This is a genomic window from Psychrobacter sp. NPDC077938, assembly GCF_044542635.1.
Taxonomy (GTDB): Bacteria; Pseudomonadota; Gammaproteobacteria; order Pseudomonadales; family Moraxellaceae; genus Psychrobacter.
In genome coordinates this window covers 606,276-631,449 of record NZ_JBITUW010000002.1, presented here as the reverse complement: position 1 = coordinate 631,449, position 25,174 = coordinate 606,276, and the positions used below count along the sequence as shown (strand labels likewise).

The window sequence follows — 25,174 nt, the reverse complement described above, 5'->3', positions numbered from 1 at the left end:
TATCCTTAATAGATATGAGCGTAAATGCAATAAGATGATGTCATTTGATTTCTATTTTTCATTCATATCATCTTGAGCATCGTCAACTCGGCTCTCATCGACAGCGTTTGCACCATTGTCATTATCGTTACCATACTCATCACGGCCATATTCATCACTGCTATAAGCACCTTCGACACCGCTATCTTGATAGTCGTAGCGTGCATAACGAGCCGTTTGTAATCTGTCTTTTTTCTCGCGCTGCTTAGCCATCCATGCATTGCCATCGATAGGAGGCGTAGCGTCTGAACCAAAAGACTCAGCAAGCAGTGGTGTCAAGGCATGACGGTTAAAGCTGGCTTTATCGTAACGTACTTGGTTTAGCATGGTTGTGGTCGACCCCATAAAATCACTACCGATATTGACACGTTGCTGCTTGGCCAGCAGTCGATCTGAGCTGTCTAAGTAATAGTAGTTGATTTGATTAAACGAGATAGGACCGATGGCTTCGATCAGCTGCAATAGCGAACCGACATCCGCGCTTTGATAGCCTTTATTGTATAATTGCGCTTTAGCAAGTGCTGTCTTTAGTGCGGCACCATCAGGATATTTATCTGGATTGGCATCTACGTATTCTTGCAGTGATCTCGTCACATATTTGAGCGTCTTGCCAATTATTTCACCGCTTTGCTGACTACCAAAATAGACTTTGACTGCACGAGTCGCACCGACTTCTTTGGCAAACGCGTCACCACTGATATCTACTGCGCTAAAATACTCAGGCGCCAGCTCAGCCATGCTGCTCTGTATCGCATTGAGCACCGCATCGTAGAGCACCGCTGGTGGCAACTGTGCCGTGACACTTTCAGGCAAACCAAAGCTCACCGTGTGCGAGGTCATCTGTGCTGGTAGTGGCGTATTCTCAGGGTTAACAAGTGCAACAATCGGCATGATGGCCGATGGATCTACTACGACACTGCTATTATTAAAATCAAATGCTAACGGTATTTGTATCGACGAGCTAATCGTTGGTGTGGCGTAATCGTAGCTATAGACGCTTTGTAATTTGCGCTGCTTGGGACGGTATTGACTGACACTATTGAATATTAAATGCTCATACTGATAAGCATTGGATGCAGCTATTTGCTCAGGAGTACGGTGGAACATATCAAGTATATTGCCAATCATGCCTGTAGATGACATTGGTAGGCTGCCACGATTTACCGTCTCTGTCTTAGCTTGCTGTTTTGCCATTTGCATGGCTTCATACTTTGCAGCCATTGACTTGGGACTTAACCCTGACATTCCTGAGAGCATACCTTCAGTACCGCTACTGTATTCATCATAATTATCATAGTCATCGCTACTGTAATTATCGCTACTATAGTCATCTGCTGTATCGTAAGCATACTCGTTATCGCTGTTGGTATCACTGCTCGTCGGCTCATTCTCCCCTGCTTCCGCCAATATAGCAGCAATGGCTCTTCTTTCTGCTTCAGCTTCTGCTCTAGATTGATCATAATCACTAGGATAGTCGGACTCTATCGAATCTTTCACGTCATCATAATCGTTATAGTCATCATTGTATGGCTCATCATCACTTTCGCTATATGCACTCTCAGGCTGATACGCATAGGTTTCTATAATCGTTCTGAGCAAACTACTCGATCCTACATCGATACTATCTGGGTCAATGAATGGTGCTGAGCGATAGTTGGCTGTAGCGACTGCGACATGCTCGGTCGCCAAGTGTTGACGAATGGCTGCAAGCAAGTGTGATTTGGCTTGGTTTTCGGTATTTGGATACTTCTCTTGATCAAACAGCTGCTCATAACGCGCGGCCTGAGCGTTTTGACTGGCAGTAAAAGCTTGACCCTGACGTTGGCTCTGCGCGGCATCTGCGACACTAAAGTCCATCATGGTACTAGAGGCGCTACTATTCGACGACAGATTGGAAGTTGAGCTAGCTGGAGTTGATTGGCAACCTGCGAGTACAAGCGAGGCACTACCAACTAGCAATGCAATAGAAGTCAATTTACCGGCTGGATATAGATGACCGTTATTATTGTTACCATTATAGTTTTTATAATCAGTGTTCGATAAATAAGCAGGCGCAGTCTCAGAGTAGCGCTGTCGATTGCGGTTATTAATATGGTGTGATGACATAGTAATCTCTTTGTATGAATAGACAGTCGATAATGAGTGTACAGTGGTACCGTTATTTATATCACAAGACGTTACAATTTAGTAATATTAGCGAATATTTTTAAAGGATTTCTTCATTCATAAATAATTTTCTCTATATAACGATTGTCTTATCATTAGCTTCATTTACTTGAAAATTAGCCTCGTTTATTTGAAATAGAGCTGATACAGCAAAGCGCTATAAAAGCGTACACCACAAAAGATAATAAACAACTTTCTACTATTTCATATTTTCGTTACTATTTAGGCTTACCTAATTCCTAGCTCTATGCTTTCCACTCGCGTAAAAAGGACTTTGCGATGTCACAGTTATTATCTCGCCACCATCGAACCGCTCAGCAGCGTAAACCAAAAATTAATACCTTACTCAAATCTAGCGTCGTGCTCATTACCAGTACGCTACTGCTATCTATATCTGTACAGGCTGTAGAGCCAACGACTTCAATAAGTAATGCGACGGTCAACAATACATCAATCAATACCAGTGCCATAAACTTGCCCATCATGGCTGATAGTCCAACGGTACTCTCTGAAACCAAACGCATCACGCGAGCGAAGACAAATACACTTAACACCACATCGAACAATGCTAACAATACTAATAGTGACCAAGCCATCTATTCTGAAGACGCCATTCATCATCCAGTTTGGGCAAAAAACGGCATGGTCGCTACCCAAGAAGCGCTTGCCTCTGATATCGGTTTGCAGATTTTAAAGGACGGCGGTAATGCAGTAGATGCTGGCGTTGCGGTGGGTTTTGCCCTAGCAGTAACCTTGCCGCGTGCAGGTAATATCGGTGGTGGTGGTTTCATGATGATTTATGATGCCAAACAAGGCAAAACGGTGGCGCTTGATTACCGTGAAAAAGCACCAAGTAGCGCCTCACGCGATATGTATCTTGATAAAGAAGGCAATGCTGTCAGCGACTTATCTCGTTATCACGGCTTGGCCGTTGGCGTGCCAGGGACAGTAGCAGGACTACTAAAAGCGCTAGAAGAGCATGGTACGATGAGCCGCGAGCAAGTTATGGCACCAGCGATAGCACTGGCTGAAGACGGTATAGAAGTCACCGCTGGCTTGTCAGAGTCACTCACGGCGCTGAGCGATCGCTTGCAAAAATGGCCAAGTACCAAAAAAGTGTTTTTTAAGCCTGATGGCAGCGCTTATCAGCCAGGCGAACGTTTAAAGCAGCCTGAGCTTGCGCGTTCGCTAAATCGGATTTCGATACAGGGTACCGATGGGTTTTATAAGGGTGAGACCGCTCAAAAACTGGTCAAAGCAGTCAACGAAGCAGGCGGTAGCATGAGCCTAGAGGATTTGGCCAATTATCAAGCCATTGCTCGCGAACCTGTCAAAGGCGACTATCGTGGCTATGAGATTGTCTCTATGCCGCCGCCCTCCTCTGGTGGTATTCACATCGTGCAGATTTTGAATATCTTAGAAGGCTATCCGCTCAAAGACTACGGACAAAACAGCGCACAGACTATTCATTTAATGGCGGAAGCGATGCAGTTAGCATATGCAGATCGAGCTGAGTATCTGGGAGATGCTGACTTTATCGATGTCCCTGTCAGCGGCTTAACGTCACAAGCCTATGCAGATAAACTGCGTACGTTGATTGATCCCAATAAAGCCACGCCAGCAGCTACTATCAAAGCGAACAATCCGCTACCTTATGAAAGCGATCAAACCACGCACTTCTCTATCGTTGATAAAGAAGGTAATGCCATAGCCAATACTTATACGTTGAATTTCTCTTATGGTACTGGTCTCGTTGCGGATGGCACAGGCATTCTGCTTAATAATGAAATGGATGATTTCTCTGCCAAACCGGGCGTACCAAATGGCTACGGCTTACTTGGTGGCGATGCCAATGCGGTGGAGGCCAATAAGCGTCCACTGTCTTCTATGAGTCCGACGCTCGTATTCAAAGACAGCAAACCTTATATCGTTACTGGTAGTCCAGGTGGTAGCCGCATCATCACGACTGTCACTCAGATTATCTCCAACGTCATCGACCATGATATGAATATCGCTGAGGCAACACATGCGCCGCGTATCCACGATCAATGGCTACCTGATGAGATTCGAGTCGAAAAAGCACTGAATATCGACACAGTGAAAAAGCTCGAGTCAATGGGTCATACCGTCAGTCCAAAATCCGCGATGGGATCTACACAATCGATCATGCTCACACCAAATGGTGTTTACGGATCGTCTGACCCACGTATTGTCGATGCAGCAGTAGTTGGTTACTAAAAAACTGACTTTAATTATCAATCATATGGCCCTCTATACTTCGTTGCATTGAGGGCTTTTTGCTGTTACCTATAACCGAGTTTTTATACCTTAATGACTTAACTTACGCAGATTAAACCCTTTGAACCTGTGGCTGTCTGCGGCAAATAATGCTATTATTGACGACCCCATTTAAAACGTATCAATATGGCTATCGAGGTCTTGTCGGCCTCTAGATATCAGCATAATTGATTGATAATAATCAATTATTTTATCGGTAGCTTATTTCTTTGATCGTACCAGTAAGAGTCTTCTATGGCATTTGTACACCTTGGCATTCACAGCGAATATTCCATCACCGATTCTATCGTGCGTATCAAACCGCTGGTAAAAGCTGCTGCGGCTGACAATCAGCGTGCGTTGGCATTGACTGATTTGTCCAATTTATATGCCACGGTGAAGTTTTATCGTGCCTGCTTAGGTGCGGGTATCAAGCCAATTATTGGCAGTGAAGTCATCATGGATAATGAAGACACACGTCTTACCTTACTTGCGATGAATAACGAAGGGTATCAAAACATTACCCGTATCGTATCGCTCGGGTTTACCGAAGGTCGCGCTGATCCTATCAATCATGGCACGCCAGTTATCAAGCGCAGTCATATATTAGAACATGCAGCAGGTGTGATTGTACTGCTCACCGAAAAGTCAGACGTGGGTCAAGCATTGGTCGGCTCGATGCCAGAAAAGGCCGATGAACTACTTACTGAATGGCAGTCAAAATTTGATGATCGTTTATACTTTGCGATCAAGCGTACCAATCGTTCAGGCGAAGATGCTTTTATTAGAGCAGCCATCCATTCAGGTGCCAAACACAGCATTCCTATCATTGCGCATAATGACGTGCGTTTCTTAGAGCAAGATGATTTTGATGCTCATGAAGCCCGCGTCTGTATTGCAGGCTCTTATGTCCTTGCTGATCCAAACCGTCCGCAGACTTACTCGGATGAGCAGTATCTAAAAACACAAGCTCAGATGGAGCAATTATTTGCTGATATTCCGCAGGTCATTGATAATACCTTGCGTCTCGCTACACGCTGCAATGTCACCTTGACACTTGGGATTAACGTCCTACCTGATTTTCCTGTGCCTGAAGGCGAGACGATTGAATCGTTTTTCCGTGCCGAGTCACAACGCGGTCTTGAGCAGCGCTTAGATAAGCTGTTTCCTGTCGAAGCACGTACTGATAATTGGAGCGACTTCCGTCAGAGATACGATGAGCGCCTTGCATATGAGTTAGATATTATTCTATCCATGGGCTTCCCCGGTTACTTCCTAATCGTCATGGACTTTATTCGCTGGGCAAAAGCCAATGGCGTACCAGTAGGCCCTGGACGTGGTTCTGGTGCAGGTTCATTGGTCGCATACGCATTAAACATTACCGACCTTGACCCGATTCATTACGATCTGCTATTCGAGCGCTTCTTGAACCCTGAGCGTGTATCGATGCCCGATTTCGATATCGACTTTTGTATCGAAGGTCGTGACCGCGTTATTGATTATGTCGCGCAAACCTATGGCCGTGATGCCGTCTCACAGATTATTACCTTTGGTACTATGGCCGCAAAAGCGGTTGTGCGTGATGTGGCACGCGTACAAAGCAAATCGTACTTTTTAGCCAATAAAATATCCAAGCTGATTCCAAAAACGCCTGGCATCACACTGAGCCAAGCGCTTGAGCAAGAACCACAGCTCAAAGACTTGATCTCTAATCCCGATAATATGGATTATGAAGATGCCATTGAGATTTGGGAGATGGCGATTAAGCTTGAAGGCGTCTGCCGAAATGTCGGTAAACATGCTGGTGGCGTATTGATTGCTCCGCACAAGATCACTGACTTTAGTGCCATTTACTGTGATGACGAAGGTCACCGCGTCAGCCAGTTTGATAAAGACGATGTAGAAGCCGTCGGTTTGGTGAAGTTTGACTTTTTGGGTCTACGCAACTTAACCGTTATCAACGCAGCGGTTGAAAATATCAATTTGCGCCGTGCAAAAGAAAACGTACCTGCCTTAGTTTTGGAAGATTTGCCGCTAGATGACAGCAAAGCCTATAAGCTGCTGCAAGATGCCAAAACCACGGCGGTCTTTCAGCTAGAAAGTATGGGCATGAAAAAGTATCTGGCCAAACTGCAACCGACCAATATCGAAGATGTCATCGCCATGTGTGCGCTGTATCGTCCCGGCCCACTCGATGCAGGCATGGTAGAGATGTATATCGACCGTAAGCATGGTCGCGAAGAAGTCATTTATGACCATCCCAATCTTGAGCCGATTTTAGAAAACACCAATGGCGTTATTGTCTATCAAGAACAGGTGATGCAAATCTCGCAGGTGATGGCAGGCTATAGTTTGGGCGGTGCTGATATGCTACGCCGTGCGATGGGTAAAAAGAAACCTGAAGAGATGGCAAAGCAGCGCGATATTTTTGTCACGGGTGCCACCTCACAAGGTATCGATGAGGTCACGTCAGGCGGTGTGTTTGACTTGATGGAAAAGTTCGCAGGTTACGGTTTTAACCGCTCGCATTCTGCGGCTTATGGCGTATTGGCTTATCAAACGGCCTATCTAAAACAATACTACCCTGCCGAATTTATGGCAGCGGTCTTAACTTCAGATATGAACAACACCGACAATGTCGTGTTCTTTATCAATGACTGCCGTGAAAACTTTGGGTTAACCGTAGTCAATCCTTCGGTCAATCGTAGTGAATGGCACTTCGTTGCCGATACTCCGACCAATATCATCTATGGTCTTGGCGCAATCAAGGGCGTGGGTGAAGGTGCAGTAGAGTCTATCGTAGATGCACGTCGCCGCGAAGGTCCTTTTAAGGACTTGTATGACTTCTGCCGCCGTGTCGACATCAAAAAAGTCAATAAACGCACACTTGAAGCGTTGGTCAGTGCTGGCTGTTTTGATGACTTTGCCGCCACGCTACGACCTGACTTGCCAGCCGATGAAGCTTACGAGATTCGCGGCGCCTTGATGAGTCAATTGCCAAGCGCCGTACAAGCCGCTGAGCAAGACCGTCAAAACCGCGAAATCGGTATGATGGATTTGTTTGGTGAAATGGACGGTGTGGTCGCAGCGCCGCCGTTAGTGATGACGCCAGAACTCATCTGGGGTGACAAACACCGTCTAAAAGCTGAAAAGAACACCTTGGGGCTGTACTTAACGGGACATCCAATCAATGAGTATTTGGATGAGCTCAAACGCTATACCTCTGGTGCGCGTCTCGATAAGTTAACCGATACTGGTTATAACGGCAGCTGCTATTTTTCAGGGCTTATCATAGATATTGCCAACTTTGGTAATCGTAACGTGATTACTTTGGATGATGGTACATCGAGACTCGAGGTCAGCTGCTACGCTGAGCGTTTTAACCGTGTCAAAGAACAGTTGAAAATCGATGAAGTCGTCATCATCAAAGGCAGCATCCGTGAGCGTGATGGACGCTTATTTGCACGTCTTGATAGTGCCATGAGTATGGTAGATGCCAGACTACGTTGGCTCAAAAAAATCAGTATCAAAGTTCACGGTAGTGATATTAATTTGCTCACACGTCTACAACCACTACTTAAATCAGCCCAAGCTGACATTATTCCCGAGCCGTGTCTGGCTTATAACCAAGAGCAAGACGAGCAAGGTAGCAGCGGTAACAATGTCTATGATCCTGCAATGGGTGGTAGCTTGTATGATGAGAACGGTAATGACTTATTGGCATTAGAGAGCGACATGAACCATGATGCGGCCAATCAAAACGGTATGTCAGCCAGTTATGCCAATAATGCCCTGAGTAATACTGACGCTTCTATCAATGATAACTGTCTGCCACTTGGACTAAGCATTTATGAGGTCTATGGCATCGCAAATGTCGGACTGTCTGAGCACTGGCGCGTTTACCCAAATGACGATAACCTGCAAACATTAAAGACTTTGGTCAGTGAAGAGAACTTACATTTCCATTACAGCTAAGACGTACATTACGTTTTAAAAATTCATTATAGTAATCTTATTGCTTTAACTTTTATAAATTGGACAACCACCATGGATGACACTACAAATAATAATATGCTCGGACAAACTGATGAAGAAATTATCAATCATGAACAGTTCGAGGACATGCGTGACCTGCTCGAAGAAGACTTTGTTGATTTGATACAAGTATATTTTGCTGATAGCAAGCAAAGAGTTGCAGCGCTGCGAATTGCCCATCAAAAAGACGATAATGCCAATGGCTTTGAAACTGCTCATGCTTTAAAAGGCGCCAGCGCCAATTTGGGTACGACTCAATTAGTCCGTCTTAGCAGCCAGTTACAAGAATACTGCCGTGAGCGCCGTATCAATGAGCAAGCCGTCCTGATCGAAGAGATAGCCATTGCGTTACACCTTGCTGAACAAGAAATCAATCAGAGACTGGGACAATAATGAGTAACGACGCTTTATTAGCCGTATCATCACATACAGTGAACGACTACCTTGATTGCTTGCAAGTGGTCATGGTTAATACAACTTTGCCTGCCAATATTGGTTCGGCTGCCCGTGCGATGCATACCATGGGCTTGTCTCGTTTAACGGTGGTCGATCCCAAATTACCGATTGATGAAACCAGTGTATCTCATGCAGCAGGTGGCAGTGAATTATTATCGTCAGCTTTGATTGCACCCACTTTAGAATCTGCTATTTCAGACTGTCAGTTGGTGTTTGCTGCTAGCAGTCGGAGCCGTCACTTACCTCGCCCTGTCGTGACACCTACGCAAGCCGCTAAGATTATGTTTGACTTTATCGATGCACAGGCAGCGTTAAGTGCAGACGAGAATAATGCTGATAACTCATCTGCTGCTACTTCTAACAGATCAAATATTGCTATTCTATTTGGACGTGAAGACCGTGGATTGACCAATGAAGAATTGGCTTATGCCGATTATCACATTCAAATCGACGCCAATCCTGCTTACCCTGTGCTAAATGTCGCATCAGCGGTGCAAGTGATCGCCAGCTTTATTTTTGCTTATGCTCAAACACACACTCAGACAGCTGATAGTTTAGATTCGGATACAAGCACAGACGCCCAATCAACAATCAATGTGAATTTGCGTCAGCAATGGGATGAGCCTGCTATTAATCAGCAGCAGCTGCAACAGCTTACTCAGCGCACCACTGACCTTATGGTGCAGCGTGGATTAGCAAATAGCGAACATCTAAAGTCATTGCCATCACGCTTGTCTAGACTTGGGTCACGCCTACAGCTTGATCAAAAAGAATATCAGCTATTAAGCGCTTTGATTGCAAAACTATCAAAAGACTAAAACAAGCCATAGTTTATGAGCTTGCCTTTATTTGACAGCTTTTTACTATATTTTGCGGTATAAAGCTGTTATAACTTGCAGAAGCTTAGCGAAAATATATATTCCTGATTATCCGAACTTTATGACCATAGATTAGAGACATCGCTGTTTTCGCAACGACACTCTACCGACGAATAGATAGGACGCTTTATGTCATTGCCATCCAAATTATTCAAATCGCTTATTACTATCAAAAACGATTTGAAAGAAGATATTGATGCAGTATTCACCCGAGATCCTGCGGCGCGTAATAGTCTGGAAGTGATCCTAACTTATCCGGGCATACATGCGCTTGTTTTGCATCGCGGTGCACACTGTCTTTGGAACAATGAACAGAAACTAGCCGCTCGCGTGATCTCTTACGGCTCGCGCATCATGACAGGTATCGAGATTCACCCTGCTGCTAAGATTGGTAGACGGTTTTTTATCGATCATGGTGTCGGCGTCGTCATCGGTGAGACGGCTGAGATTGGTAACGATGTGACGCTATACCATGGTGTTACTTTGGGCGGTGTGTCTTGGAATAATGGCAAGCGTCACCCAACGTTAGAAGACGGTGTAACGGTCGGTGCTGGTGCAAAAGTTTTGGGGCCGTTTACTGTCGGTAAAAACGCTAAAATCGGCTCAAATGCAGTGGTAGTCAAACCAGTACCAGCAGGTGCTACAATGGTCGGCAGTGCCGCGCGTATGATCTCAGATCATCACGATGAAAAAGGCAACCCAATCGCGACAAAAGTACAAGACGCTAAGCAACAAGAAAAAGTGGCGCAGGCTGGTGAGAGCAATGATCAAACTAAAGACACTACCCCTACTGCCAAACGTACCAATACCTTCCGTGCTTATGGTATCGACCCTTATTCACAAGACCCTGTCGCAGAAGCTTTTGCTAAAATGCTCGAGCACATTCAACAGTCAGAAAATCGCCTCGATCAACTACAGTCAGCGATGTGCGATATTGATCCCAATTTTTGCAAAAAAGAATATGATAAGCTATGTTTAGAAGATTTAGATGTGATTGGTCGTGCTGATATCAATGACGCAGATAACGAGCAGAAGTAACTACTAGAATTTCAGCAAAAGAAATAAAACTAAGGGGCGTACAATATATTGTACGCCCCTTAGTTTTATCTACTACAAAAATATCAGATGTAGTCAGTGTCAGTTAAAATAAGTCACCCTACTAACTGTCTAAATCTATCACCAATTTTCCCTAAAAACGCTATTCAAATATCTAATCGGCCAATTCCCTGACTCCCGCTTTCTCATGAGCTTTAAATGGATAACGATCGGCCATTGCAATCCAATCAGACATTGATTTAGATATCGACTCTTCGCTTAGGCTATTTTCTTTATCAGCCAATTTAATCATCAAAATATCAATATCCATCGTCACCTGCCGTACTTGATTTGGCTTAGTCTGTCGACATCTATGACAATCGCCTTCAAGCGTTCTAAAGGTTTGCTGTAGTTGTTGTAGGCTCACAGGTGTGATCAGTGCTAGATGGACACATTGATTGGTATAGTCAGGCTTTGGCTGTTCCAAGGTTGCAGTAAAATCAGGATTTTGAAAAGCCGTAGACAATCGCACCTCACCTAGCGCTGCCAAGCGCTGCCGAGCAAGCGGGAGATACTTGTCAGCTTGATAATTACTACCTAGCGCTAACACTAGCTCTACCACAGGCTGCGCTTGCACACTCTCAGGTGCGCATTGTGTTAGCGTTGCCAAATTCAAATCCATTGACGTTTTATGCATCATCAGATTGGCTGACGTTAACTTCTTTGGCATCTTCTTTAGTAGCTAGCTCGTTGGTTGATGCTGGCGCATAGCGCGTTATTTGCACCCCTACCGTATCCGCTTGAGCAATAGCGGTAGGCTTAGCAATGCTCAACGTTATTTTTTGACAGTCATATTTTGCAAATATCTTATCAGAGATTTGACCAGCCAAATGCTCAAGCAGCTTTGCTTGTATCTCTTTACACCACTCACTCACATCATCGCAGACTTCTTTATAACTCAGGGCATCGCTGACATCATCTGATACAGCAGCACGGCTAATGTCAGTCTCAAGCGCGATATCAATGAGTAATGGCTGAGTGATAGCACGCTCCCAGTCATAAACACCGATGACCGCCTCAACTTTTAGACCTTTTATAAATACAACATCAGACTGAGTATGAAACATCCTGTCATCCTTGTTTGCTAATTTTTTTCGTGTTTTTAATATTTACTTAACTGATTTTAACGCTTCTTCACGTAGGCGCGCCGCTTTTAACACTTTACTTGGACGATGGCGCCACAGGTCAATGCTGAATAATAGCAGACCCAACCAAATCAAACCAAATACTGCCAAACGATGTAAATCGAACGGTTCTTTATAATAGAACACCGCCAAAAAGAAAATGAAGGTCGGCGTCAGATAGTTCATAAAGCTTAGAATACTGTATGCAACGAGCTTGGTAGATTTATTGAATAATAAAAGCGGTATTAGCGTAATCGGACCTGCGATCATAAGCAGCCAAATATTTGAGCTAAACCAAAAGCTCAGTTGATGACTTGCTACATCAGATTGCCAAAACCACCAAAGACATAACGGTACTAGCATTGCGGTCTCGACAAACATGGCATCGACAGCAGTCAATGGCGTTTGTCGTTGAATAGTCCCGTAAGTACTAAAGCTAAATGCTAAAATCAACGATATCCACGGCAGACTGCCAAGCATCACCACCTGAATGACCACAGACAGCAGTGCAAATCCAATAGCGACCCATTGTAGCGTGCGCAAACGCTCTTTGAACAAGATCATGGATAGCGCAACGCCGACCAATGGCCCGATAAAGTAACCCAAACTGGCCTCAAGAATACGGTCTTGATTGACAGCCCATACATAGGTCAGCCAGTTGGTCGCAATAATCACACTGGACAATAGAGATAGTGCAATCCATCTTGGGTTTTGCTTGAGCGTTTCTATCCACCCCCAGCGTTTGGTAGCCACTAACACAATCAGTAGGCAACAAAACGTCCAAACGATACGGTGACCTATGATCTCCGTCGCATCATAATCAGATAGCTGCTTGAAGTATAGCGGAAATCCACCCCAAATAAAGAACGCGATAAGCGCAGTAATAATGCCGCGTCTGGTTGTGGTGATTGGGGCAACGGGTTTTTTGATGACATTTTGGGTAGTCATAATATAGGACAACTTTTTAGAGCAAAGCGCACTCTCACCTAATTCTAATTATTATTGTCAATCGAATCGTGAAAGCGCAGGGTTACTACAGTGATATTATAAGGTAAAAAACAATGTACTCATGCCAATAGTGACATGAGTACATTGCTAACGATGTTAGATTAAATCTTTAAGAATTAATGATAGCTTAGCGACTTACTCAGCACCAGTATCTACTTGGATAGACATACCGATCTGGTTGGCAAGTTCAGCAAATCCTGGGAAACTGGTATTAACCGTTTCAACCCCTTCAATGGTAATTTGCTTGGATGCACGCAGACTGGCTACAGAGAAGCTCATTGCAATACGATGATCATGATGCGAGACAATATGACCACCACCAAAGACAGGTTGGTCATTGTTTACTTCACCGTTTTCAGTAGCAGCGCCTTTACCTTCGATAATCAGACCATCATCAGTCACAGTACAATCAATACCAAGTGTATGTAACCCTTCTGCCATCACAGCGATACGATCTGACTCTTTGACACGCAGCTCTTTGGCACCAGTCAATACCGTACGACCTTGTGCACAGCTAGCCGCGATAAATAGCACAGGGAACTCATCAATCGCCAGTGGTACAAGATGCTCTGGTATTTCAATACCGACTAGGTTTGAGCTACGAATCGTAATATCAGCAACTGGCTCGCCGCCCACATGCGTCTCATTGCTTAGGCTAATATCTGCATTCATTAATTTTAGAATATCAATGACGCCAGTACGTGTAGGGTTGATACCTACTTGCGTCAAGGTCAGCTCGCTGTCTTGACTGATGGCCGCTGCCACCATAAAAAACGCTGCAGATGAGATATCGGCAGGAACCGCGATATCGCCGCCTGTTAGTGTGCCACCACCGGTGACACTGATGCGATTGCCTTCTACGGTTACCGGGTAACCAAAGGCCGATAGCATACGCTCAGTATGGTCACGGCTGATCTCAGGCTGTGTGACCGTTGTCGTACCCTCGGCCCATAGACCTGCTAGTAGCAAGCAAGACTTTACCTGAGCTGAAGCAACTGGCATATCATACTCAGTGCCCTGTAATGGCTTGCCAACCGTATCACGACCAGTGATACTCAGCGGCGCAGTACCACTATGACCAGTACTCTGAATCACAGCTCCCATAGACCGTAGCGGTGCCGCCACGCGCTCCATTGGGCGTTTATTCAAGCTAGTATCACCTGTCAACACGCTATCAAACGATTGCGCCGCCAAGATACCAGATAGCAGACGCATACTGGTACCAGAGTTACCCATGTACAAAGGGGTTTTGCTAGGTTTTAAACCATTCATACCGACGCCGTGAATGGTCAAATTGCCATTATCAGGGCCTTCGATAGTCACACCCATATCACGGAATGCTTGTAGCGTTGCTAGCGCATCTTCCCCTTCCAAAAACCCAGTCACATTTGTCACGCCTGTGGCAAGACTGCCCAGCATAATGCTGCGATGCGAGATAGATTTGTCACCAGGAATGGCGATGGCGCCAGAAACAGTATTGCTAGGGGTAATATTATAAGAAGCTGACATAGCAGAAGTATCCGTATAAGGGGTGCTGGCTAACATATGGCCGAAATGTCGCCGTGCGGCTTGCGCGCGGCCCAAAAGTCCCATCAGGGCGGTTGAATCTTTATCAATGATAAGCTGGCGCATTGTCTGTAAATAGACACCATACTCATCAAGGGCGCTGACAATCGCGCTTTGGTTGGCAAAAAATATATCATGCCACATTTTAGGATCACTGGCAGCGATACGGGTAAAATCGCGGAACCCACCAGCGGCATAACGAAACATATCTAAATTGTCATCATGGCTTGCCAATTGCTCAACTAAGTTGAAGGCAAGTAAATGTGGCAAATGGCTGGTGTGCGCTAATATGCGGTCATGGTGCTCAGCATCCATTGACATGACATTTGCGCCTACTGATTCCCATAATAGTCGCAACTTTGCAATAGCGGTTGCACTGGTCGTCGGTAGCTCGCAAATAATGACGCTATGATTAACAAATAAACTGGCGCGGCGCGCATGATACCCTGAATTTTCAGCCCCAGCAATTGGATGCGCTGGCACCAATCCTGTCGGCAGCGAACCGAACACTACTTTAGCGGCATCAATGATATTGACTTTAGTACTACAGACATCCGTCATGATGCAATCACTGGTAAGCTGTCCGTTATCTATCGCTTGTTTGATATCAACAAACACTGCTTGAACAGCCTGTACTGGCACTGCAATAATGATTAAATCACTGCCAGCGATGACGTCCTGTAAGTTTGCACTACCTGCATCTAGCAGACCATGCTCGATGGCTTCTGTGATACTTGGTGCATGCCTATCGACTGCTACCAAACGCTCGCTCAAGCCATTATCTTTAATAGCTTGCGCAAAACTGGCACCAATCAGCCCAAGTCCAATCACACAAACTTGTTTAAATATAGATGGCGTAGTATTTAGAGGCGATTGAAGTTTATTATTTTTCTGACTACTCACGGCTTTTCTCGTTGGACACACTAAGACATAGATAGGGCCAGTCTTAGTGTTATAAATTTTAATGGCTAATTAAGAACAATTTTTAAATTACAAAGCACTTATGGATACGCTTAGTCTTCAGTCAAAATAGAACGCAGAGTATCAATCAAACGTAGGTTGTCTTCAGCCACACCTACTGTGATACGCAGCCAGTTAGGTAATCCATAAGCATCCAACGGACGGACAATAACGCCTTGTTCAAGTAGTGCCTGATGGATAGAAGCAGCAGTTATATCTTCCATCTCAACCTGCACTTCGACCATAATAAAATTGGCATGCGACTTCACAAAACCCAATCCTAGCGCGTCAAACTGCTTTTCTAACCAACGCATTTGCTCATCGTTTATCAGACGAGTTTTTTCGATAAAGTCTTGATCGGCAAGTGCAGCAGCAGCAGCAGCCAAACCGACACGGCTGACGTTAAATGGCTGACGAATTCGGTTCAATAAGTCAGCAACTGCCACCGAGCTTAGGGCATAACCGACGCGCAAACCTGCCAGCCCATAAGCTTTAGAAAAAGTACGCACAATAATGACATTATCGAACTCATCTAATAGTGTGCGGTTGTTACTCTCAGGACTATACTCGATATAAGCTTCATCTAGTACCACCAAGACTGAGCTTGGCACACTGGCAACGAACTGATACAGCTCTTTTTGCTCTAGCTGCGTACCCGTTGGATTGTTCGGATTGGCAATAAAGACGATTTTGGTATTCGGATTGTCTTGTACCGCTTGGCTCATGGCTTTTAGATTGTGGCCGAAGCGTTGAGCAGGTACTTCAATGCCCGTGGCACCTTGCATCTTCGCTAGCATAGAATATACCACAAAAGCATACTGACTATAGACGATGGCATCATCAGCACCCACAAAGCTACGTGCCAAAATATCGAGCAAATCATCAGAGCCATTACCCAAGGTAATTTGATTGGCATTGACATCGTTAAAGTCAGCCAGTGCTTGCTTTAGATAGTAGCCGTTGCCATCAGGATAGCGCGACAATTGTCCTAGCTGCTCAGTCACTGCTAGCGTCACTCGTGGCGAGCATCCCATTGGATTCTCATTGCTAGCCAGCTTGACCACATCTGAGACACCATACTCACGTGTCAGCTCCTCAATTGGCTTACCGGTTTGATAAGGTGCCACTGCCAAAATACTGTCGTAAGCTGGCGTTAACGGCGATAGATCTGACGCGATCAATTGAGTAGTCTGCATGATTTATCCTTAGATGGTATCTATAAATGCTTTGTTTGAATACTATCTCTAAAAGCTAAGACCCATCTATTATGTATGAACACTTGTGAGTAAGCCTATAGTTATCTATAGGTAGTCGCCTATAGGACAGCTTTTGGATATGAGCCTAATATGCGCAAATCTTTGACCAATGGACGAATATCATTGATAGCGGCGCTAACGTTTGGATCATTAACATGACCATTCATATCGATAAAGAATACGTATGCCCACTTGTTAGGACGCTCAGGACGCGTTTCAATACTCGTCATCGATACGCCATGATATGACAAAGGTTTCAAGATTTCGATTAGTGCGCCTGCTTTATCATGAGCAGAGACGACGATAGAAGTTTTGTCTTGACCAGATGGCGCAATCGCCTCATGACCGATAATAAGGAAGCGTGTGGTGTTACTTGGATTGTCTTCGATATTTGAGTAGAGCTTATGCAAGCCATACTCTGCAACAGCGACGTCACCTGCAATCGCAGCTGAATGCCATTCGTTTTTGAGGCGGCGAGCGGCTTCACCGTTGCTTGATACTGCCACACGTTCAACATTAGGGAAGTTTACATCTAGCCAATGACGGCACTGAGCAAGCGACTGCTGATGCGAATAAATACGGCTCAAGCCATCAATCTTAGTATGTTCAGCAACCAAGAAGTTTTGATGAATTGGCAATTCAACTTCGCCAATGATTTTCAAGGTAGAAGATAAGAAGCCATCTAGAGTATGGTTGACTACGCCTTCTGAAGAGTTCTCGACAGGAACCACGCCATACATCGCTGTCCCCGCTTCGACTTCGCGGAACACATCAGTAATGGTTGTCATCGGTACGGTATCCGCTGCTTTACCAAAATGCTTGAGCGCAGCGGCATGCGTAAAGGTACCGACAGGGCCCAAGAAGGCAATACGCTGCGGCGCTTCTAAATCCAAGCATACTGACATGATTTCACGGAACAAACGCGCCATTTTCTCATCAGCGATGGGACCCGCATTACGCTCCATGACAGCTTTTAGCACCTGTGCTTCACGCTCAGGACGGTAAAAGATAGGATTGCTATTGTCATCAGCAGCGGTATGATTTTTCTTTACCATGGCTACTTGCTGAGCCAACTTTGCACGGTTGTTGATTAACGTTTGGATCTCACAGTCTACTGCGTCAATATTTTGGCGAATATTGTCTAAAAACTCTTTTTCAGTTGCGGTATCGCTAGCGCCTGTAGTGGTTTGATTTAGATTATCCATTGTTTGCTCTGGTGACTGCTCGCTCATTACCGCCCATCCTTTTTAGATTTTATCGCTGTTAGATATTACTATTATTTAAATTCTGCTATTACATTGCTATTACTTAGGTAGCTCTATTGCCAAATCTGACTGTTTTCTGTTTTCTGTTTTTAGTTAAAGACTAAAACTGATGATAGAAACTATATTCAAAATCAACCTCAAAACAGTCTATCAAAAACACCCTATATTGCTAGTGCCATTTGGCGTTAATGCTATATTTACTGCCAAATACAGCAGCTTGATACATAGCCGGCTCTACTATAGCAAAAACTAAGGTCAGTGCCCATGCGTAAATGCGTATAAATATACCAACTGCGATTAATATTAGCACAGCTGAGCCAGATAACAGTGACGCATAGCATAACTATGAGGCAACACCTGCCCAAAACTGTGTTACAGTTCCAGTTCAGCTCCCTACCCTGCTATATATAAGAGGAGCATCACGTGATTAATAAGAAAAAGGATACCTGATGAGCGCATTACAACAGCTACGCACTATGACCACGATTGTTGCTGATACTGGTGACCTTGCCGCTATTGCCCGTTTAAAACCTATCGATGCAACCACCAACCCAAGCCTTATTACCAAGGCTCTGATTCATCCTGACAACCAAGGCATGTTGTCAGAGACCATGAGTCGTCACAATGGTGATGTGGATGCCGTGATCGATGCGCTGACCATTCAGGTTGGGTGCGATATTTTAGAGCTGATTGAAGGCCGAGTCTCTACCGAAGTGGATGCTCGCTTATCTTATGATACTCAAGCGACGATAGATAAGGCACTGGCCTTTATGGATGCTTACCAAAAAGCGGGCGTCGATTCAGAGCGAGTATTGATCAAAATGGCGGCAACTTGGCAAGGTATCGAGGCGGCGCGCTATCTTGAGACTCAGAATATCCACTGTAACCTGACCCTACTGTTTGGACAACACCAAGCGATTGCTTGTGCAGATGCTGGCGTGACCCTGATATCACCTTTCGTTGGCCGTATTCTAGATTGGCAAAAACGCCAACAAAGCCGTCAAAATGTACCGGCTTCTGATGACATGGGCGTACAGTCAGTCAAGCTCATTTATCAGTATTACAAACAGCACGGTTACGAGACACAAGTAATGGGCGCTAGTTTCCGCTCTACCGAGCAAATTTTGGCATTGGCAGGTTGTGACTTGTTGACGATAGCTCCCAACCTCATTGATGAGTTGGCAGCCATGGATACCGAGGTAACTCGCCAACTGTCTCCGAGTATGTCGATGGATATGAAGGCGATGACTCAGGTAAGCTTAACGCATGAAGAGTTTAGTGCTGCGTATCAGCAAGACAAGGTTACACAGGACTTGTTACCTAAGGGTATTGATGGCTTTATCGGGGCGCGTGACGAGCTGGCTAAGACATTAGCAGCCATTCGCGGACAATAATAGCCCCACGACAGAGCACGACGGATACTGGGCTGGCACAAAAGATATTTGCCTACTAATAGCAAGTTGGCTATCATTACCTACTTCAAATGACAAGAAGCAAGGCTTATATGAAACGGCTATCAATATTATTGGCAGGCAGTGCTTTAGCGATCAGTGCCCAGGCAGTTAACTGGGTAGAGGTGTCCGAGAGCAGCTCTGGATCAATTTTTAGTATAGATTTGGATTCTATTGAAAGCTCTGACATCAGTATCATAGATGAAAAAGACGTCGAAAATATCACGGTATCTATCCTTAGAACCTATCCTAAAGACACAGATACCAAGTCCGATGACTCGAAGGAAGAAAAAAGCAATATTGACCATAGTGAGCAGCAACTACTCATTTCATGCAAAGATGCCAGTTATTATAGACGAGCCTTTGTTAACTACGATGCTGAAGGCAAAGTAACCAAGTCATGGCAGTCAGAAAAACCAATATTGACCACAAAAGACTTTAAAGTCACCACACCAAAGACAGTTGGTCGTACGGTGATAGAGCAGTCTTGTAAGGACTACGAACAAGACGAAGAGCAATAAATACAGCCTACTTAACACTGTACTTAAAAACATTGATACAGTATCAAAAAAAGCGCCCTGACATAGTATCAGGGCGCTTTTTTATTTGGAGAATCGTTTAGCTATATCGACAATACGATGTGTCTAGTAGTCAAAAACATAGCAATTCATTTTAAGCTTTTAGTACCGTATAAACAGGTACTGGGAACTCGCCATGCAAGTCGACCAAGTCCAGTAACACTAACGCACCGACCACAGTATGGTCAGCTGATTGACACAGCTCGTAAGCAGTGGTCAACGTACCACCAGTCGCCAAGATGTCATCAACCAATAGTACGCGCTCAGGCGGTAGATTGTTTTGCATCTCAAGCGTGTCTTTACCATACTCCAGTGCATAGGCTTTGTTGGCTACAGGGGGTGGTAGTTTACCTGGTTTACGTAGCAAGATCATGCCTTTGCCCAGACGGCCTGCAAGCATACTGGCAAATACAAAGCCGCGCGCTTCTACTGCACCCAGACAATCTACCTCGTCCATAAGCCCTTCTGGCAAAGCGGCAAGTAGCGCATCGATAACAGCGTCAATATGACTGCGCAGTAACGGGGTAATGTCATAAAAATCAATGCCAGCTTTTGGAAAGTCTGGTACTGTGCGAATAATCTGCCAAAACGGATGGTCAGTATTGAGCACATGAGACATCTCATTGTTGGTGGCGGATGTGGCGGCGGCATTGGTACTCATGATGACCCTTAGCTTATGTATTTAGATGGTTTAGTTAGTTTAGATAAGACAACAACTGGATGATATATCAGCGATAAATGCTAAGCATTACTGTGAATTTAGCGGCGATTATTATAGCATAATTGGTTTTCGTGTGGCGGGCTGGCGTCCAGTCTCGTTATTAAGCGCTAATAAGGTAACCTATGTGATTGACTTGATAAAAGAAAAGTCATCTCAATATACAAGTGTAAACTTAACTATGAAAATTGCGGTTATATGCTAAACTACGTGCGTTTTTGCAGTCTAATACAATAGCTGTAATATTAAAAATGAGCGTTTATAGCACGCTGTAACTGTAATACTGGTAATGATCGATAGGACTATTTATGAAACGTTATGAATGTATTGTCTGCGGCTGGATATATGATGAGGCGCTTGGCTGCCCAGAAGAAGGTATCGCACCTGGTACCAAATGGGATGACATCCCTGATGACTGGACTTGCCCTGAGTGCGGTGTCGGCAAGCTTGATTTTGAGATGCTTGAGCTGTAGTAGATGACCCTCTAATTAGGACACTTCATGACAAAATCAAATGACATCAATAGTGCCAAATTGCCTGAAGCTCTAGATAACGACCTAGAAAATCATCTGAATAACTACCCTACTCCTGAGTGGCGCAAGTTTGGGGAGCATCAATGGCGCGACTCCGATTTGAGTAAACACCTTCGTCAAGCGATGATTGACATCGGTGATGGTATCGAGCTGTGCGTCGAGGCTGGCGGCAATCCCAATAATCCGCCGCTGCTGATGATTATGGGGCTAGGCTCACAAATGATATTTTGGCCAGACAATTTTGTGAAGCGCTTTATCGATGCTGGTTTTTTTGTGATTCGTTTTGATAATCGTGATATTGGTTTGTCCTCTAAAGTACAGATAGAGGGCTTACCGCGTATCAGCCAGCTCAAGATGATGGTACGTCTACAGACTGGTCTGTCTAATAAGAGCACGCAGGTTGCTTATAACTTGACGGACATGGCCGAAGACACCGTACGCTTGATTAAGGCACTCAAACTGGGTAAAACCCATCTGCTTGGGGCATCAATGGGCGGTATGATTGCACAAATCGTGGCCGCACGTTATCCAAGTTTGGTGCAGCGAATGGCGCTTATGTTTACCACGACCAATCGTGCGTTTTTGAAGCCACCCAAGCCCAAACAGCTATATACCCTTATCAATCGACCAGAAAGTCATTCTGAGCGTGATATCGTGCGTCACAGCGTGTGGTTTATGAAGACCGTTGGCACACCTGGTCATGTCAATGTGCGTATGGTGCGTGAAATTGCCAAAATTCGCTATCAACGCAATTTTCATCCGCTTGGTACGGTGCAGCAGCTCAATGCTATCTTGGCATCAGGCTCTATCAGTCGGTTTAGTAAGCAAGTCAAAGCACCAACGATTGTATTACATGGTAGCGCTGATGGACTCCTGCCTGCCTCACAGGGCCGAGTTGTTGCCAAGACCATCCCTAATGCTACGTTCCATCTCATCGAAGGTATGGCACACGATATTCCAGAATATTATCAGCCTTATATGGTTGACTTAATCAGTAATCACTTATCGAGCAACTAGCTTTAAAAACATCAATGTCAAAAAAAAGAGTGTAAAACCTATCGAAAAATCATAGGTTTTACACTCTTTTTTATTGCCTATTTAATCCTAGGGTGTGTCCTCAATTCAATCGATAGTTATCTAAATGGGTTAAAAATGGCTAAATCTTGCCAAATGGCGTCAAATAGCTGACTAATATCTCGATATTATCTGCGCTATTTTCCTTGTTTGACTACGATTTATCTCATTTTTATCACCATTTTTCAAATGAGGACACGCCCTAGCAATTGCATCAATCACAAGCAACACCAGCCCCTTCTTTATCAATACACATTTTATTCCCATTCTTTAGGTTACCAATCCACGCCTTGCCACCTGTAAATACAAAGGATGGTTTGCCCTGATAGCTATCGTTAGCGTTCACACCATTATTAGCAAAGCGAAAAGGAATCACTAGCTCACCGCCTAAATTGACAAAGCCCCACTCTTCACCGATACGCACACCAGCATATTCCTCAGAGAACGGACGCACTTCATCAAATGAGTACGTAATCATAGTGACATTATTATCATCGACGAAACCCCATTTACCATCTTGCTGACGCGATTGAAGCGTCGTAAAACGCGCCGATACAGACTGTGATGCTGCGCTAGATTTTTCGTTAGAAGAAGTGGATTTATTCACTGCCTGAGTGTCATTCTGGGCATTCGGATCATTCGCTGCATTACCGTTTTTATCCACCCAACTGGTTGCACGGCCTTTGCGTACACGCGCCACCCCATTACGATAATTGTCGATATCATCAATCGCTGCAGAAAACGAGACAACGGTACTATTGGCTGTATTAATCACACCATAGTTACCCTCTTTTTTTACCACGATACGCCCATCCGATACAGGCCGCGCCCAACCTTGACTCTCTGTCAATATATCGTACATGGCAGGCACGACTTCGCGGCCCTGCATATTGAGATAACCGACGCGACTGTTGCGCAGTACAGGCAACAGACCACCTGACAGTTTATCGGCATCGACTTTTTGATAACGTGATAAATCAACGACTCGTTTGCCTTTTTTATCAATTAAAGCCACCGGCGCACCAAAGTCTTTAATCGCCAAAAAGTAACTGCTACTAGCCGTGCAGGAGACGTTTTTGTAATAACTTTTGGGGATTTTACAACTGGCGGCATGTGCGCTAGGCATCAAAAACAATGCGCCAGACAGCATCGTCACGACGACACTGTATTGCGATATTTTTGGTAGCAAGCCAGACAATGTATGTGGCTGTTTTTTTGACAGCAATCGTTGAAGCATAAATAAACCTAGACAAATAATATAGATTGTTTGGTATAACAAATCAGACGTTAAGTACATTATATCGTCAATCTACTATACATGTGTTGCAGCATTAATGTCGCTTAAAGTGCTACACACATATCCTCCCTACAAATATATCACTTGTATACATTATGCGCTTTCCTACTCCTACGGATCGTCGCCCTGATACAAATATTTTGATATAAGTACTATTACCCAACTGTTATAAGTCTATTGTGAAAAATGCAGCTATATCAAATACTTCGGTTATTTATTTGCGTCTGACATACTCGGAAATTTTCCGAACAGCGATAGTATCTGTATTCAGCATAATAAATTGTGTTTTTACCATTTCATTTTGCGCTTAAAACCACGACAATATGGCTTTATGTCAACATAAGTTCTGACATGATGCAATGATAATAAGAGTGCTGTTATTCAAAATGCTATTATTCAAATACTGTTATAAGGATAAATTATGGCTATTGCTTCAACGCGATCTGCACCTATTGGCTTAGTCATTGGTTGTATCATTTTTGGATTGGGCAGCTTAATTGTCGCTCACGTCGATATTGGTGGTTGGGCCATGTCGTTTTGGCGATTGGCTGTTTCTGGTATTGTATTTGCGGTATTGGCTAAGATAATGGGCCAACGTATGCCCAAATCAAGACGCGCCATTTTTTATGCGCTACTATCAGGGGCGTTTTTGGGATTAGATTTGGCACTGTGGCATGAGAGTATTTATGCGGTTGGGCCTGGTATTTCGACGCTGCTTAATAGTCTGCAAATATTTTTCTTGGCCGCGATTGGGTTTTTGTATTTCAATGAGCGTCAGTCTATCGTACAGCTTATTAGTTTGTTCTTAGCCATGATAGGCGTGGCGATGATAGGTAGCCCTGAATTCGCACACAACACCGCTGCAACTTGGGGTTTTGTCACTGGTATTGTATCGGGTGCGATGTTAGCTGCATCAATGACATTTATCCGCAAAACACACGATACTGAACCGACGCCTATATTTATGCTAATGCAGCTAATCAGTATTGGCGGCGTCTTAGCCATGATTATACCGATGTTTGTATTTGATACAGGTAATATCCTGCCAAATACCTGGTCTGAGATTGGTTGGGTGCTTATCTATGGTACGGTGATGCAGTGTCTGGCATGGGGATTGATTGCCTACTCTATTCCTAAGCTATCTCTGGCACTGACTGGACTGCTATTGTTGACTGAACCTATTGCAGCCCTCGTCATTGATTATAGTTGGCTGGACAAGCCGATTAACACTTTGCAGTGGAGTGGCGCACTATTAACGATGTTTGCTATTTACTTAGGCTCTTTAAAACCAAAGCCACGCGCCCTTCGCCGCTATCGATTTTTTTCGAGGTTTTATAAGCGAGATTATAAATAGTTCCGACACCGTTGTTCGCTACTACTGTTGCTTAATATTGCCAT

At 44.5% G+C, this 25,174-nt stretch carries 19 protein-coding genes; 10 read left to right on the top strand and 9 right to left on the bottom strand.

Features of this window, described 5'->3' with window-relative positions; all coding sequences use genetic code 11:
- Positions 1-51 precede the first annotated feature (51 nt).
- Positions 52-2,145, bottom strand: coding sequence for a hypothetical protein (locus ACIGBM_RS06070; protein ID WP_397477099.1), 2,094 nt, complete (start codon positions 2,143-2,145; stop codon positions 52-54).
- A gap of 339 nt (positions 2,146-2,484) precedes the next feature.
- Between ACIGBM_RS06070 and ggt the strand changes: the two genes are divergently transcribed.
- The 5 genes from ggt to cysE all read left to right on the top strand — a co-directional run bounded on the left by ggt (position 2,485) and on the right by cysE (position 10,889).
- Positions 2,485-4,443, top strand: a complete 1,959-nt coding sequence (gene ggt, locus ACIGBM_RS06065) for a gamma-glutamyltransferase (RefSeq protein ID WP_397477098.1) — start codon at positions 2,485-2,487, stop codon at positions 4,441-4,443.
- 294 nt (positions 4,444-4,737) lie between these two features.
- Complete coding sequence (dnaE, locus tag ACIGBM_RS06060; protein WP_397477097.1) at positions 4,738-8,457, top strand: DNA polymerase III subunit alpha; 3,720 nt, start codon at positions 4,738-4,740, stop codon at positions 8,455-8,457.
- A 72-nt stretch (positions 8,458-8,529) separates the two neighbouring features.
- Positions 8,530-8,910, top strand: a complete 381-nt coding sequence (locus ACIGBM_RS06055) for an Hpt domain-containing protein (protein WP_397477096.1) — start codon at positions 8,530-8,532, stop codon at positions 8,908-8,910.
- A complete protein-coding gene (locus ACIGBM_RS06050; RefSeq protein ID WP_397477095.1) occupies positions 8,910-9,791 on the top strand; it encodes an RNA methyltransferase in 882 nt (293 codons plus the stop codon). The genes ACIGBM_RS06055 and ACIGBM_RS06050 overlap by 1 nt, the downstream gene beginning before the upstream one ends.
- Before the next feature lie 189 nt (positions 9,792-9,980).
- Positions 9,981-10,889, top strand: coding sequence for a serine O-acetyltransferase (gene cysE, locus ACIGBM_RS06045; protein ID WP_397477094.1), 909 nt, complete (start codon positions 9,981-9,983; stop codon positions 10,887-10,889).
- A gap of 172 nt (positions 10,890-11,061) precedes the next feature.
- Here the strand turns inward: cysE and ACIGBM_RS06040 are convergent, their stop codons facing one another.
- The 6 genes from ACIGBM_RS06040 to pheA all read right to left on the bottom strand — a co-directional run bounded on the left by ACIGBM_RS06040 (position 11,062) and on the right by pheA (position 18,092).
- Positions 11,062-11,616, bottom strand: a complete 555-nt coding sequence (locus tag ACIGBM_RS06040) for a 2-amino-4-hydroxy-6-hydroxymethyldihydropteridine diphosphokinase (RefSeq protein WP_397477093.1) — start codon at positions 11,614-11,616, stop codon at positions 11,062-11,064.
- Positions 11,576-12,013 (bottom strand): dihydroneopterin aldolase, encoded by a 438-nt coding sequence (folB, locus tag ACIGBM_RS06035; RefSeq protein WP_397477092.1) that lies wholly within the window; start codon positions 12,011-12,013, stop codon positions 11,576-11,578. The genes ACIGBM_RS06040 and folB overlap by 41 nt, the downstream gene beginning before the upstream one ends.
- A gap of 42 nt (positions 12,014-12,055) precedes the next feature.
- Entirely contained in the window at positions 12,056-13,018 is a 963-nt protein-coding gene (gene rarD / locus ACIGBM_RS06030) for an EamA family transporter RarD (RefSeq protein WP_397477091.1), read from the bottom strand.
- Between the two features lie 195 nt (positions 13,019-13,213).
- The gene (locus ACIGBM_RS06025; RefSeq protein WP_397477090.1) at positions 13,214-15,547 is read right to left on the bottom strand and encodes a bifunctional prephenate dehydrogenase/3-phosphoshikimate 1-carboxyvinyltransferase; all 2,334 of its coding nucleotides are present in this window, start codon (positions 15,545-15,547) and stop codon (positions 13,214-13,216) included.
- A gap of 110 nt (positions 15,548-15,657) precedes the next feature.
- A complete protein-coding gene (gene hisC, locus ACIGBM_RS06020) occupies positions 15,658-16,800 on the bottom strand; it encodes a histidinol-phosphate transaminase (RefSeq protein WP_397477089.1) in 1,143 nt (380 codons plus the stop codon).
- Between the two features lie 119 nt (positions 16,801-16,919).
- On the bottom strand, positions 16,920-18,092 hold the full coding sequence (pheA, locus tag ACIGBM_RS06015; protein ID WP_102092477.1) for a prephenate dehydratase: 1,173 nt from the start codon (positions 18,090-18,092) through the stop codon (positions 16,920-16,922).
- Positions 18,093-18,574: 482 nt separating this feature from the next.
- Here pheA and ACIGBM_RS06010 point away from each other — a divergent pair, with 482 nt between their 5' ends.
- Positions 18,575-19,519, top strand: a complete 945-nt coding sequence (locus tag ACIGBM_RS06010; RefSeq protein ID WP_102092478.1) for a transaldolase — start codon at positions 18,575-18,577, stop codon at positions 19,517-19,519.
- A 110-nt stretch (positions 19,520-19,629) separates the two neighbouring features.
- Positions 19,630-20,097, top strand: a complete 468-nt coding sequence (locus ACIGBM_RS06005; protein WP_397477088.1) for a hypothetical protein — start codon at positions 19,630-19,632, stop codon at positions 20,095-20,097.
- Between the two features lie 151 nt (positions 20,098-20,248).
- Here ACIGBM_RS06005 and ACIGBM_RS06000 read toward each other — a convergent pair whose 3' ends face one another.
- On the bottom strand, positions 20,249-20,815 hold the full coding sequence (locus tag ACIGBM_RS06000; protein WP_397477087.1) for an adenine phosphoribosyltransferase: 567 nt from the start codon (positions 20,813-20,815) through the stop codon (positions 20,249-20,251).
- Between the two features lie 365 nt (positions 20,816-21,180).
- Between ACIGBM_RS06000 and ACIGBM_RS05995 the strand changes: the two genes are divergently transcribed.
- Positions 21,181-21,345 (top strand): rubredoxin, encoded by a 165-nt coding sequence (locus tag ACIGBM_RS05995; RefSeq protein WP_011280463.1) that lies wholly within the window; start codon positions 21,181-21,183, stop codon positions 21,343-21,345.
- A 27-nt stretch (positions 21,346-21,372) separates the two neighbouring features.
- Positions 21,373-22,422 carry an alpha/beta fold hydrolase gene (locus ACIGBM_RS05990; RefSeq protein ID WP_397477086.1) on the top strand — a complete coding sequence of 350 codons (1,050 nt, stop codon included), beginning with the start codon at positions 21,373-21,375 and terminating at the stop codon, positions 22,420-22,422.
- A gap of 271 nt (positions 22,423-22,693) precedes the next feature.
- On the opposite strand, the gene ACIGBM_RS05985 is transcribed toward ACIGBM_RS05990, so the two are convergent.
- On the bottom strand, positions 22,694-23,716 hold the full coding sequence (locus tag ACIGBM_RS05985; protein ID WP_397477085.1) for a WG repeat-containing protein: 1,023 nt from the start codon (positions 23,714-23,716) through the stop codon (positions 22,694-22,696).
- Between the two features lie 481 nt (positions 23,717-24,197).
- Here ACIGBM_RS05985 and ACIGBM_RS05980 point away from each other — a divergent pair, with 481 nt between their 5' ends.
- The gene (locus ACIGBM_RS05980; protein ID WP_057759795.1) at positions 24,198-25,130 is read left to right on the top strand and encodes a DMT family transporter; all 933 of its coding nucleotides are present in this window, start codon (positions 24,198-24,200) and stop codon (positions 25,128-25,130) included.
- The last annotated feature ends 44 nt before the right edge of the window (positions 25,131-25,174 follow it).